Annotated in this window: 13 protein-coding genes; 4 read left to right on the forward strand and 9 right to left on the reverse strand. The window is 56.7% G+C overall.

Features of this window, described 5'->3' with window-relative positions; genetic code table 11:
- Positions 1-980 precede the first annotated feature (980 nt).
- Entirely contained in the window at positions 981-1691 is a 711-nt protein-coding gene (locus VF694_RS14665) for a Crp/Fnr family transcriptional regulator (protein ID WP_039943950.1), read from the forward strand.
- On the opposite strand, the gene VF694_RS14670 is transcribed toward VF694_RS14665, so the two are convergent.
- A complete protein-coding gene (locus VF694_RS14670; protein WP_336579939.1) occupies positions 1630-2997 on the reverse strand; it encodes a hypothetical protein in 1368 nt (455 codons plus the stop codon). The two genes, VF694_RS14665 and VF694_RS14670, sit on opposite strands and share 62 nt — an antisense overlap.
- Positions 2998-3001: 4 nt before the next feature.
- A complete protein-coding gene (locus VF694_RS14675) occupies positions 3002-3223 on the reverse strand; it encodes a DUF2249 domain-containing protein (RefSeq protein ID WP_059318453.1) in 222 nt (73 codons plus the stop codon).
- A 249-nt stretch (positions 3224-3472) separates the two neighbouring features.
- Between VF694_RS14675 and ubiU the strand changes: the two genes are divergently transcribed.
- Genes ubiU through ubiT form a run of 3 tightly spaced genes read left to right on the forward strand, consistent with a single transcriptional unit; the run spans position 3473 to position 5911 of the window.
- Positions 3473-4468 (forward strand): ubiquinone anaerobic biosynthesis protein UbiU, encoded by a 996-nt coding sequence (gene ubiU, locus VF694_RS14680; RefSeq protein WP_429643565.1) that lies wholly within the window; start codon positions 3473-3475, stop codon positions 4466-4468.
- Positions 4469-4486: 18 nt separating this feature from the next.
- Positions 4487-5389 carry a ubiquinone anaerobic biosynthesis protein UbiV gene (gene ubiV, locus VF694_RS14685; protein WP_003804510.1) on the forward strand — a complete coding sequence of 301 codons (903 nt, stop codon included), beginning with the start codon at positions 4487-4489 and terminating at the stop codon, positions 5387-5389.
- 39 nt (positions 5390-5428) lie between these two features.
- Positions 5429-5911 carry a ubiquinone anaerobic biosynthesis accessory factor UbiT gene (gene ubiT, locus VF694_RS14690; protein ID WP_003804509.1) on the forward strand — a complete coding sequence of 161 codons (483 nt, stop codon included), beginning with the start codon at positions 5429-5431 and terminating at the stop codon, positions 5909-5911.
- Here ubiT and VF694_RS14695 read toward each other — a convergent pair.
- The 7 genes from VF694_RS14695 to VF694_RS14725 all read right to left on the reverse strand — a co-directional run bounded on the left by VF694_RS14695 (position 5908) and on the right by VF694_RS14725 (position 12093).
- The gene (locus VF694_RS14695; protein WP_440164784.1) at positions 5908-6657 is read right to left on the reverse strand and encodes an anaerobic ribonucleoside-triphosphate reductase activating protein; all 750 of its coding nucleotides are present in this window, start codon (positions 6655-6657) and stop codon (positions 5908-5910) included. The genes ubiT and VF694_RS14695 overlap by 4 nt on opposite strands.
- A gap of 4 nt (positions 6658-6661) precedes the next feature.
- On the reverse strand, positions 6662-6856 hold the full coding sequence (nrdD, locus tag VF694_RS14700) for an anaerobic ribonucleoside-triphosphate reductase (RefSeq protein WP_440164787.1): 195 nt from the start codon (positions 6854-6856) through the stop codon (positions 6662-6664).
- 175 nt (positions 6857-7031) lie between these two features.
- Entirely contained in the window at positions 7032-8918 is a 1887-nt protein-coding gene (locus VF694_RS14705) for a ribonucleoside triphosphate reductase (protein ID WP_440164789.1), read from the reverse strand.
- Positions 8919-9238: 320 nt separating this feature from the next.
- Complete coding sequence (locus VF694_RS14710; RefSeq protein WP_059318456.1) at positions 9239-9697, reverse strand: HIT family protein; 459 nt, start codon at positions 9695-9697, stop codon at positions 9239-9241.
- A complete protein-coding gene (gene trpC, locus VF694_RS14715) occupies positions 9694-10494 on the reverse strand; it encodes an indole-3-glycerol phosphate synthase TrpC (protein WP_426345448.1) in 801 nt (266 codons plus the stop codon). The genes VF694_RS14710 and trpC overlap by 4 nt, the downstream gene beginning before the upstream one ends.
- Positions 10491-11525, reverse strand: a complete 1035-nt coding sequence (gene trpD / locus VF694_RS14720; protein ID WP_003804497.1) for an anthranilate phosphoribosyltransferase — start codon at positions 11523-11525, stop codon at positions 10491-10493. The genes trpC and trpD overlap by 4 nt, the downstream gene beginning before the upstream one ends.
- Before the next feature lie 4 nt (positions 11526-11529).
- Complete coding sequence (locus VF694_RS14725) at positions 11530-12093, reverse strand: anthranilate synthase component II (RefSeq protein ID WP_003804495.1); 564 nt, start codon at positions 12091-12093, stop codon at positions 11530-11532.
- Positions 12094-12123: the final 30 nt, after the last annotated feature.

Below are 12123 nucleotides of genomic sequence, written 5' to 3' on the forward strand. Positions count from 1 at the left end.
ATACACCGGAACGATGCTGATCGTCTGGCCCCTGGGTTACGACTTCAGGCGTACCCCACCCCTTCCCAAGCCCGTTCTGGGCACCGTTTATTCCTTCTTGTTGCAGACTACGCCTCTTGGCCCAAGCCGATGGGGTCAGTCATTGCGTATGCTTCCTGGGCTTGAGGGTTGATGTTTAGTCCTCTGCGGGTGCTACCTGCACGATGGCAGCTCTACGAGGGGCGGGTTCAGCCTTAGCGGCTTGCTGAACCTCAGCCTCTCGCATCAATCCGTTGTCTATCTGCCGGGTGATCGCGCTACGCTTAGTGCTTCTAGGGTTTGCTGCTGTTGCGCAGCGTGAAGTTGCTTTTTTATTTATCTCGGCTCAGCCAGGCTTTAGCGACGCGGCTTGGCCGCTGGTTGCCACCAGATGGTGCCAAGTCCCAAGTCGGGTTACAACCTTCCGCTTTATCTAGCGGGTGGTTCACCGGTTATGTGTACTCCAGCCCCGCTCAATTTTTTAGCGACGGCATCCGACGGCCGAGATCAGATGGGTGTTCGGTCCGCTGTTTCTTCTACCTGCATTTCTCCTCCCCTGGCGCCCCTGAAATTCCCATTTTCCTATTTGGTATTGCAGCTATTCAGCCTGCGAAGGCGTATCACACCCATTCAGAATCGAAGTCGACTTGGAAACGAGGCCACTTCCTATCAACGCCACCCCTTGATATTCCCTATCACTAACATGGTCAAATTTGACCGCTTCCTGCTTGGATCTGCTCCTAAGTCATGCTGAACTAGCAGTTCTGACTGTTTTCTTACTTTCTCTCCAAGACCTCGATTTATCTGTTTGACGTGTATCAATCAGGCGCCGAGCAATGCTGAGCAGGCGGGAAAGGAGTATGTCAGTCTAGCGATGGTTCTACTTGATTCATGGAAAAGATATGGCGGCTCAAGATACGGCCTCACACACAGGCAATGATGATTTGTCGGACATCCGACTGATGCAGGGCGAAGGAGCTGGGCGTTGGAAGCGTATCCAGGCTCACTTGGCTCATCTGCCTATTTTCAAGGAGCTGCCGCTAGAGCAGCTTGAACCGATCGCCAAAGGTACTCAGGAAGTACACGCGTTACGCGGCACCACTTTGTTTCGTAGTGGTGACCCGTGCGTCGGGTTTCATATGTTGGTATATGGCCGAGTGAAGCTGGTGTTTGTTTCTTCATCAGGGGCAGAACGGGTGGTGCGTCTGGTCGGCCCAGGGGAGGGGTTTGGTGAGGCTTTAATGTTCATGGGCCGTAATTACATCGTGACAGCCCAGACACTCGTGGACTCTTTGCTCTTGCACATCAACAAGGACGCCTTGATGGAACAACTGGACAAGGGAAGTGATGTGGCGCGTTTGATGCTGGCCGGTTTAAGTGAGCGCTTATATCGTTTGATGGGTGAACTGGAAGCCTACACCTTGCACAACGGGGTGCAGCGCTTGGTCGGCTATCTCTTGCAGGAATGGCCAGGTGAGGAGGGCGTGCCGTTCAGAATTGACGTGGGCAAGTCCGTGATTGCTTCCCGTCTGAACCTGACCCCGGAGCACTTATCGCGCACATTGCGTGATCTGATGGACCGGGATCTGATACGAGTTCAGCGACGTAACTTTACGATTCTGGATAGTGCGGCCTTGCGGCAATACGGTGCTCTGCCTGATACGCGCGAATAGCGCGCAGGCTATGACGATAGCGCTGCCAGGCGGTCCAGAGATTCCAGCTCAAGGCTGTAAAAGACAACAGCAATGCAGGGGCTGCTACCCATGCGAAAGATGCGACTCCCAGGCTTGCCCCTGTCCAAAGCACCAGGCTTAGGCTGTGCAAGGCCCAATGTGCTCGGGCGGTGGACGCGGGGATGTAGTGAGCCGTCTTGGGAATCAACTGCAAGAGGGCGCGTGTGTGCTCGGTATTATCAGTGTCCATGCTGACATGCTCCTGTGCCTCGCGCCAGAGCAAAAAAGGCACGATGGTATAGAGCATTCCACAAACGACGGAACCTAAGGCTCCCATTATCAGCAAGACTCCCATGGCTAGCTCCGCGTTGGAGGCGGCGGGACTGTGGGCCCAGAAGTTCAAAAGGATCGCAACCACCAGACTGCTCAAGGAGCTGTACCAGAATAACGTGCTGGCCCCTGCTGTGGGGCGCTTGCGTTTCCAGAGTCGCGCCCAGGTAATCACTGCCCATAAGCCGTAGCTTAGAAAGATCAGATAGGTGACCAGATCACGCACGGGCAGCCAGGAGCCAGGCAAAGAGCTCAAGCCCCATTGGGCAATCAGCAATGCTCCTACGACCCAAGGAAGCCAACGCACCAGAGGCGCCGGGTAAAGTTCGGTGATTTGAAAAATAGGCAGCAGCTGGAACGACATGGCGATCAGCAGCAAGCCTGCCCAAGCGGCCAAACCCATCATCACGTGCAGGTTCAGCAGATTGGCGACCGCTTGTTCGTTTGTCAGGGCGACCAGCATGGCAAGCCCTGTTGAGACAGTCAGCAACAGACCCAGCATGGCCAGGCGGATAGGGGCGACGACCTCTTTGGCACCGCGAAAGATGTCACGCCGAGAGCGCCACAAGGCCAGCATGACAGTGAGCAGATAGCCGCCCAGAGCAAAGGCCAGACAAATGCCTGCCAGTGTGTACGCCCAGCGTTGCCAGCTCAGAAAGCCTGTCATCAGAAGTAGTGTGCCGGCGCCGAGCATGCTCCAGAAAATTAGCGCCCGACCGCGTGCCACCGGAATACGCACATTACAGGCCACTGCCAAAATATGTACCAAAGAGGCAAACATGGCGCTGCCCACGATTCCCAAGGTCCAGGCATGGGTTAAGGCCAAGATGGCCGGGTGCCAGCGGGAGTTGAATAGTTCCGGTCCGCTGTAGAGTGCCAGCATGGCGGCCAGTAGACCAAAAAAAGGGACGTTCGCAAACAGGGGCAAGGTCAGTGATAAAGAGGGGGACTGATCCAGCGATAAAGCGCGTTGCATAGACTTAGTTCCTGCGGATGATGAGCTGAAAGCCGTTTTCTGTTTGGGTGCCCTGGTAGTGAAAACCGGCACGACGCAGAATGTCATACAGGGGGAAAGGTTCTCTATCCAGCCACATGAGTAAAGTCTGGGTGGGGGCCAGCTCGGCCAGCACCTCCAGGCAATGCTCCAAAGGTTCAGGGGCGGGCAGGCCGCGTGTATCCAGCGTGATCTCTGTATGCGTCATCAAGACTCCAGCACAAAAGGCTTGGGAGGCATTGTGGACCATTCTGCCCGCTTATGGTGCAGACAAGGTGAGACTTGTTTGCCGTCGGTCAGGAGGTGGGAAGAATTTGATATGCGTTAAGGCCCCCCCGTTTCGGAGCAGGCATAGTGGTGGTCTTGTCGAGCCAGGATTCTGCCCTGGCCAGAGTGAAGATCGGGGAGTGTCATGAATACAGCGTTCACGGCTTTAGCCGCGTCTGATCAGCCGCAGATGGAATTGGTTTGCCCCGCAGGCAGCCTGCCCGCCTTGAAAGCGGCGATCGACAATGGGGCCGACAGTGTTTATCTGGGGTTCCGAGATGCCACCAATGCACGGAATTTTGCCGGGCTCAATTTTGATGCGCAGGCGATTGCAGAAGGCATTGATTATGCGCATCAGCGTGGCCGCAAAGTCTTGCTGGCACTCAATACCTATCCGCAACCCAATGCCTGGCAGCAGTGGCGCGATGCGGTGGACCGGGCAGCCGAGGCTCAGGTCGATGCGGTCATCATGGCAGACCCCGGTTTGATGGCGTATGCCAGCCAGACACATCCCAATCTGCGTTTGCACTTGTCGGTGCAGGGTTCAGCCACCAATCCGGAGGCCATCAGGTATTACCACCAGAACTTCGGTATTCAGCGTGTGGTCCTGCCGCGGGTTTTGTCCATGGCACAAGTGGAACAGGTCTGTGAGCAGGTCCCCGTTCAGGTTGAGGTTTTTGGCTTTGGCAGTTTGTGCGTGATGGTGGAGGGGCGCTGTGCCTTGTCCTCCTATGCCACCGGAGAATCGCCCAATACGCATGGGGTCTGTTCCCCCGCCGGGCATGTGCGCTGGGAACAAACAGATCGAGGCCTGGAGTCGCGTCTGAACGGAGTGCTGATTGATCGTTATCAGGAGGGTGAGAACGCGGCTTACCCCACTTTGTGCAAAGGGCGCTTTGATGTGGCGGGCGAAAACTATTACGCCCTGGAAGAACCCACCAGTCTGAATACCTTGTCCTTGTTGCCACAGTTGTTGGCGGCGGGTGTCAGCGCCATCAAGATTGAAGGCCGGCAACGTAGTCCCGCTTATGTCGCTCAAGTTACCCAGGTGTGGCGTCAAGCGATTGATTCGGCCAAATCCACGCCTGCCCGTTATTCAGTCCACCCCGCTTGGATGGGGGCTTTGAACAAATTGGCCGAAGGGCAGCAACATACGCTGGGTGCCTATTCTCGGCCCTGGAAGTAGAGCACGGGAGGCTCAAACATGAAATTATCTTTAGGCCCCTTGCAGTACTACTGGTCCCGCATCGCCACCATGCAGTTTTATGAGTCGGCCTGCGACTGGCCTGTGGATGTGGTGTATCTGGGCGAGACGGTATGTTCACGCCGTCACGAGTTACGGCTGGATGATTGGCTGGATATTGCGCAGATGCTGGCTCAGGCTGGCAAGATGCCGGTTCTGTCCAGTCAGGTCTTGCTGGAGTCCGGGCGGGACGTCAATACGCTACGCAAGCTTACCGAGCAGGCGGAGTACCTGGTTGAAGCCAATGATATGGGGGCGGTGCGTTTGATGCAGGGTCGGGACTTTGTCGCCGGCCCTTTTTTGAATGTTTATAACGGGCCCGTGCTGGATTTGATCGCCTCCCAAGGGGCGGTGCGCTGGGTGATGCCTCTGGAAATGGGCCGTGCAGGACTGGCGCAGTTGCAGCAGGACAGGCCTGCCGGTTTGGAAACCGAGGTCTTTGCTTTCGGGCGCCTGCCCTTGGCTTTCTCGGCCCGTTGTTTTGCCGCGCGTAATCGCAACTTGCCCAAGGACAATTGCCAGTACGTGTGCATGGACTATCCCGATGGTTTGTTGCTGGAAACACGGGAGGGGCAGGGTTTTTTGAACATCAATGGTATCCAGACCCAATCCGCCTGGGTGTACACCTTGCTGGAACAGATACAGGACCTGCGCGCCTTGGGTGTCGATATGCTGCGCTTGAGCCCGCAGTCTCAACATATGGATGCCGTCGTGCATTTGTTTCATGATGTGGTGCAGGGCCGTATCCAGGCATCAGATGCGCACGAGGATATGTTGCCCTTGCTGCCTGCCAAAGCCTGCAACGGATTCTGGCACGGTCGTCCCGGCTTGGAATGGGTGGCGCCGGTACCAGAGCGTTTTTAAGGGAGGGATGCAAGAGTGAATGAAATAAGGACACCTCGTTTGCCCGCTGTTGTGGCTGGTGTTGTAAGTCGTTTGCCCCCGTGGCCCGGCTCTCGTTTGTTTTGTACCGGCTTGAACGTGTTGATGCGCCCTCACGTGCCGACTGATGTGGCGGAACGATTGGAAGGGCGGGCGTTACGCATACAGGTGGCGGATGCGGGTTTGGCGTTTGACTACACCTGGCGCCAAGGAGCTTTTTACCCCCTGTCCGTACGCGCACAAAGTCCGGATTTGACCTTGAAAGCAGATCTTTGGGCGTTTTATCAACTTTTACAGCGGCAGGAAGACCCGGATACCTTGTTTTTTAATCGGCGTTTGTCGATTGAGGGCGATACGGAGCTGGGTCTGATGGTGAAGAACACTCTGGATGCTTTGGAACCTGATATTCTGCATCCCCGTGCCGTACTCAAGCAGGGCAAAGCGGCTTTACAGGATGTGCTGCGTCGTCCTATCCGAACGCCCGCTTCGTCCGAAGGCAGCTAAGAGCGCCGCACTTCAAAATGCGGAAACAGCTTTTGGAGCGTCTCTAACACTTCTGCGCCTGGGTAGGCCTCCAAAGCCTGCCCAGTTTCATTCAGAAAATTATCCTCACAGCCTTGTGTGCGGAAGATCTGCACGGCATAGCGCTGGACGCCCAGCTTATGTAAATGTTGCCCCAAGGCTTGTATCGAGGCCGGGCTATGCAACTGCGGGTGAAGGGTGCTGCGGCATTCAAACAGTGCCTCTCCGTTCAGTAGCAGCTGCAAGCTGCGCAAAGGTGCAGCCGCACTCTTGCTACGTTGGGTAATGGCATCGTATTGGCTGAACTCGGCTTTGATGTCCAGCCCTATCCAGTCGAGCCACGGGAGTATGGCCTGCAGTCGGGCTGGATGGGTTCCAGCCGTGTGCAGGCCAATTTTGAAGCCGAGTCTGCGCACCGCCTGGATTGCCGAGCCCAGGGCGGGGTCCAGGGTGGGTTCGCCGCCGCTAAAGACCACCGCATCCAGCAGGCCCACCCGGCGATTGAGAAAAACCATCAGATCGTCCCAATCAATGGCACTGTCAGTCGTACGCTCTTGTAAATGGGGGTTATGGCAGTAGCCACAGCGCCAGGGACAGCCTTGCACAAAGATGACAGCAGCGAGCTTGCCCGGGTAATCCGTGGCTGAGAAAGGAGCGCAGCCGCCCACTTTCAATGTCACGTTGTGAGTGTTGGCCTTTGGGTAAGGGGGGCGTGTGGCGTACGTCATATTATTAGCGGCTAGCCTGGCTGGAAGGGACGGCGCTGCTCAACGCAGTGCTGGTTTCTGTGAAGTAGCGTCGCTCATGAAATTCACCTTGCTTGCCAATATTGAAAGACGACATGGGACGGTGGTAGCCCATGACCCGTGTCCATATTTCGCAGGGCTGGCGCTCGGAATCTTGGAGAGTGATGGTTTCGGTGCTCATAAGAAAACTCCTTGGATAAAAGGGCCGTCACAAGGTCGGATGTGTTCGGCCACGGTGTGCCACGAGGCGGGTTAGCAAGTCGCGGTCAAGCTAAGTGGGTTGTCCGGATTTAGTGGGAATAGGCAGGACAAGTAGCGTTCGTTCAGGGGTGGCGGTCGGGTGTCCGAGAGCTGCTTTAGTAGGCGGATGCTTCTGGTTGGGCAGACACATTTACTTTTCGCGTTGCTGGTTCTTTGTCCTGCTCCTGCCTTTGTGTCTGTTGCGGCTTCGGTTTCTGCCCCTGTCCGGTTGGAGGGGTTTGCGGGTTCGGGCACGTCGGAACGGACGCTTCGTTGCGAGTCTGTGCGATTTTGTTGACCAGTAGTTCCTTGTCGCAGTGCGGGCAGAATTCGTGTTTCCCCGACAGATAGCCGTGTTTGGGGCAGATGGAGAAGGTGGGCGTGACGGTGATGTAGGGCAGGGAAAAGCGGCTCAGGGCTCGCTGCACCAGATTGCGGCAGGCATCGGTGCTGGACAGAGCCTCGCTCATGTACAGGTGCAACACTGTTCCCCCCGTGTATTTGCCTTGCAGCTCATCCTGGCGCTCCAGGGCTTCGAAGGGATCTTCGGTAAAGCCGACGGGTAATTGTGAGGAGTTGGTGTAGTAGGGCATGTGCGTGGTACCGGCCTGCAAAATATCGGGCCAGCGGGCGCGGTCTTCTTTGGCAAAGCGATAGGTGGTGCCTTCCGCAGGGGTGGCCTCCAGGTTGTACAGATGTCCGGTATGTTCTTGAAACTCCACCATGCGCTGTCGAATATGGTCGAGCAGACGCACCGCGAACTGGTGCCCCCAGACGGTACACAGGCTCTCCTGATCCTGGGTGAAGTTGCGGATCATCTCGTTAACGCCATTGACTCCCAGCGTGGAGAAGTGATTGCGCAAGGTGCCCAGATAACGGCGCGTGTAGGGGAACAGTCCTTGGTCCATGTGGTGCTGAATAACGGTGCGCTTGATTTCCAGGCTGTCGCGGCCCATTTCCAGCAGTTCATCCAGACGAGCAAACAGGCCGGCTTCATCGCCTTGATACAGATAACCCAGGCGGGCGCAGTTCAAGGTCACGACGCCCAGTGAGCCGGTTTGCTCGGCAGAACCGAATAAGCCATTGCCGCGCTTGAGCAGCTCGCGCAGATCCAGCTGCAGGCGGCAGCACATGGAGCGGATCATGTTCGGCTCCAGCTCGGAGTTAATGAAGTTCTGGAAGTAGGGCAGACCGTACTTGGCCGTCATGGCAAACAGGCGTTCGGCATTCGGGCTGTACCAGTCAAAGTCCCGGGTGATGTTGTAAGTGGGGATGGGGAAGGTGAAAGCCCGTCCACGGGCGTCGCCCTCGCTCATGACTTCGATGTACGCCTGGTTGATCATGTCCATTTCGGCTTGCAGGTCTCCGTAGCAAAACGGCATTTCTTCACCGCCGATTTGTGGCACCTGTTCGCGTAGGTCGTCGGGACACACCCAATCAAAGGTCAGATTGGTAAAGGGCGTTTGTGTGCCCCAGCGCGAGGGCACATTCAGGTTGTAGATCAGCTCTTGCATGCATTGGCGCACATGCTTGTAGTTCAAGCCGTCCTTGCGGATGAAGGGGGCCATATAGGTATCAAAGGAGCTGAAAGCCTGGGCGCCGGCCCATTCATTCTGCAAGGTGCCTAGAAAATTGACGACCTGGCCGACAGCACTACTGAGATGACGGGGAGGGCCGGATTCGATTTTGCCGGGCACGCCATTGAGTCCTTCATTCAGGAAGGTGCGCAAGGACCAGCCGGCGCAGTAGCCAGAAAGCATGTCCAGATCGTGGATATGCAGGTCGGCCTGACGGTGTGCCTGGCCGATCGCTTCGGGGTAGACATGACTGAGCCAGTAGTTGGCAATCATTTTGCCGGAGCTGTTCAGAATCAACCCGCCCAGCGAATAGCCCTGGTTGGCATTGGCTTGTACGCGCCAGTCCTGGCGGTCCAGATACTCGGTAATGGAGCGGATGATGTCCAGCTGAGCAACGGGACGCGACGCGGTTTCCTGGGTAGCCATATTGTTCACCAAAACCTATATATAGTGATTTTTACGATTCACGACACTATATATGGTGGTTTTTGGTGGGGCTAGGTGATTGTTGTCCAGGCTTGATCTAGGTTAATTTTGTGCTCGGAGCGACAAGGTCAAGGGGTGGCGGAACGAAGTCTTTGGGCACACCTTACCCTTATCCTTCTTAGGTGGGGATTGTTGAAGGCGAGAGGGTCGTGTTGCCAGGCGTAAAGAGGGGCTATGCTCTGCTACGCAAGCACACTGTTTGCGTGCAGGTAGCGCAAGAGCGGCTTGGCTCCTGCCGGTGGAGTCGCGCAGTAGCGTGTTTAGTGGTCGAACCGGGCTTGCAGCGCAGTACGCAGTGCCTGCTGATACTCGCTGACTTGCTCAAGCAGGCGTGCCTCATGGGAAGCCCAGCCTTGTTTCTGTTCTTCCGTGCGAGGGGGGGCGGGTGACCAGGCAGAATCCGGAAAGAACGGATCGTCCTTCCAGCGAGGAATGAGGTGCCAATGCAGATGCGGAACCTGATTCCCGAATTGAGCCAGATTGATTTTGGCGACTCCCAGCTGTTCACGCTGGATTTGCTCCACCACATAGACCGCCGCCATGAGGTGCTGCCGCTGTGCTTCAGACAGGTCTGTCATTTCAGCCACATGCTCTTGCCAGATCACCCGTGTATAACCGGGAAAGGGGCTGTCTGTGACGGCCAGTACCTGCAGCCCTGCGCCCGACCAGAGCAGTTGATCGGGCGTCAAGGCGCAAAGGGGGCAAGCGGGGGTGCTCATGCAGGCTGACCAAAGAACAGGTTCTGCAAGGCTACGCCTGGATCAGGTTCACGCATGAACGCCTCACCCACCAGGAAAGCCTGGACCTGGTTATCGCGCATCAGGGCGACATCCTCAAGGGTGTGGATGCCGCTTTCGGTGACAACGCGCTTTTCGCTGGGGATGAAGGGCAGCAGGTCCAGCGTGTTCTGGAGGTCGGTCTCGAAGGTGCGCAGGTTGCGGTTGTTGATACCCAGCAGGCTGGTTTTCATTTGCAGAGCAATATCCAGTTCGGCGCGGTCATGTACTTCAACCAGAACATCCATACCCAGCTCGTGCGCCATGGCTTCAAATTCCATCAACTGATCTTGCTCCAGGGCTGCGACGATCAGCAAGATGCAGTCTGCGCCCATGGCTCGGGCGTGAATGATCTGGTAGGGGTCAATAATGAAATCTTTACGCAGTACGGGTAGCGCACACACGGCACGCGCCTGGCGCAGGTGATCGTAAGAGCCTTGGAAATACTGGATATCCGTCAGGACGGACAGGCAGGCCGCACCATGGGCGGCATAGCTGGCGGCGATTTCGGTGGGGTTGAAATCGGCACGGATCACACCCTTGGACGGGGAGGCTTTTTTGACTTCCGCAATAATGGCTGGCTTGCCTTGGGCAATCTTGTCTTCAATGGCGCTGGCAAAGCCGCGCAGGTCGTTCCGGTTCTTCGCCTCGCGCAGCAGGTCGGACTCGCTGCGCAACTGGCGGGCGGTAACGACTTCAGCTCTTTTGGTGTCGAGGATCTTGGCCAGAATGTCGTTCATGGGTTTAACTTCCTTGTATAAGCGCGGAATTGTTCGAGTTTTTCGCGGGCGGCACCGCTGGCAATGGCCTCAAAAGCCATGCGCAGGCCTTGTTCAATGGAGTCGGCGTGGTTGGCAGCATAGATGGCCAGACCAGCATTGAGGCCAACAATATCACGAGCGGTGCCCTCTTGGTTATTGAGGGCTTCCATAATCATTACGGCGGATTCTTCTTTGCTGGAGACGCGAATGCTGCGGTTGGAGGTCATCGCCATTCCGAAGTCTTCGGGGTGAATCTCATACTCGCGCACTTGCCCGTCCTTGAGCTCACCCACCAGGGTGGCCGCTCCCAGGGAGGCTTCATCCATGCCGTCCTTGCCGTGCACGATCAGCACGTGTTTGGCCCCCAGGCGTTGCATCACGCGAACCTGAATGCCTACCAGGTCGGGGTGGAACACGCCCATCAACTGGTTGGTGGCACCGGCCGGGTTGGTCAGAGGACCCAGAATATTGAAAATGGTACGTACCCCCAGCTCCTTACGCACGGCAGCGACATTTTTCATGGCGCCGTGGTGAGCGGGGGCGAACATGAAGCCGATATTGGTATCGGCAATACTTTGCGCCACTTGCTCGGGTGAAAAGGTCAGGCGCACGCCCAAGGCTTCCAGCACGTCTGCGCTGCCTGAGGAGGACGATGCGCTGCGGTTGCCGTGTTTGGCCACTTTGACTCCGACGGAGGCGGCTACAAACATGGCAGCGGTGGAAATATTGAAGGTATTGGAGCCGTCCCCGCCTGTACCGCACATATCCAGCAATTCGTCGGGGTTAGGGGTAATCACAGGGGTCGCAAATTCGCGCATGACCTGGGCAGCGGCGGAAATCTCACCCACGCTCTCTTTTTTGACACGCAGGCCCATCAACAAGGCGGCTGCGATCTGCGGTGACATTTCGCCACGCATCAGCATGCGCATCAGATGCAGCATTTCATCGTGGAAGATTTCCCGGTGTTCGATACAGCGCACCAGTGCTTCGGTAGGAGTGATGGTGTTCATGATATTAGCGGTCCAGAAAGTTCTTCAGTAAGGCGTGGCCATGCTCGCTGAGCACCGATTCGGGGTGAAACTGCACGCCATAGACGGGCAGGTCGCGGTGGCGTACGCCCATAATCTCGCCATCTTCGGTTTGGGCGGTCACTTCCAGGCAGTCGGGCAGGCTGTCGCGCTCGATGGCCAGGGAGTGATAGCGGGTGACATTAAAGGGCGAGGGCAAGTTGCGGAACACATCCGTGCCCTGGTGGGTGATGGGGGAGACTTTCCCATGCATGATCTGTTGCGCACGGATAATGCGCGCACCAAAAGCATGCCCGATGGCCTGATGCCCAAGACAAACGCCCAAAATAGGCAGTTTGCCGGCAAAGTGCTGGATCAGGGCGACAGACAGGCCTGCATCCGCAGGGGATTTGGGGCCTGGCGAGACGCACAGATGGCTGGGATTCAGGGTTTCAATCTCTTCCAGCGTGACCTGGTCGTTGCGTCGCACCACTACCTCCTGCCCCAGTTCTCCAAAGTACTGGACCAGGTTATAGGTAAACGAGTCATAGTTATCGAGCATGAACAGCATGGGAATACTCCGGCAAAAAGAAAGTGGCAG

Origin of the sequence: Alcaligenes sp. Lyrl_28 (genome assembly GCF_051948705.1) — a bacterium.
Taxonomy (GTDB): Bacteria; Pseudomonadota; Gammaproteobacteria; order Burkholderiales; family Burkholderiaceae_B; genus Alcaligenes; species Alcaligenes ammonioxydans.

Coding starts and splice junctions, on each gene's coding strand:
- trpC (WP_426345448.1), bottom strand. CDS start 10,494: ATGAACGACATTCTGGCCAAGATCCTCGACACCAAAAGAGCTGAAGTC.
- trpD (WP_003804497.1), bottom strand. CDS start 11,525: ATGAACACCATCACTCCTACCGAAGCACTGGTGCGCTGTATCGAACAC.
- VF694_RS14725 (WP_003804495.1), bottom strand. CDS start 12,093: ATGCTGTTCATGCTCGATAACTATGACTCGTTTACCTATAACCTGGTC.
- VF694_RS14675 (WP_059318453.1), bottom strand. CDS start 3,223: ATGACGCATACAGAGATCACGCTGGATACACGCGGCCTGCCCGCCCCT.
- VF694_RS14695 (WP_440164784.1), bottom strand. CDS start 6,657: ATGACGTACGCCACACGCCCCCCTTACCCAAAGGCCAACACTCACAAC.
- VF694_RS14670 (WP_336579939.1), bottom strand. CDS start 2,997: ATGCAACGCGCTTTATCGCTGGATCAGTCCCCCTCTTTATCACTGACC.
- VF694_RS14705 (WP_440164789.1), bottom strand. CDS start 8,918: ATGGCTACCCAGGAAACCGCGTCGCGTCCCGTTGCTCAGCTGGACATC.
- ubiV (WP_003804510.1), top strand. CDS start 4,487: ATGAAATTATCTTTAGGCCCCTTGCAGTACTACTGGTCCCGCATCGCC.
- VF694_RS14710 (WP_059318456.1), bottom strand. CDS start 9,697: ATGAGCACCCCCGCTTGCCCCCTTTGCGCCTTGACGCCCGATCAACTG.
- nrdD (WP_440164787.1), bottom strand. CDS start 6,856: ATGAGCACCGAAACCATCACTCTCCAAGATTCCGAGCGCCAGCCCTGC.
- ubiU (WP_429643565.1), top strand. CDS start 3,473: ATGGAATTGGTTTGCCCCGCAGGCAGCCTGCCCGCCTTGAAAGCGGCG.
- VF694_RS14665 (WP_039943950.1), top strand. CDS start 981: ATGCAGGGCGAAGGAGCTGGGCGTTGGAAGCGTATCCAGGCTCACTTG.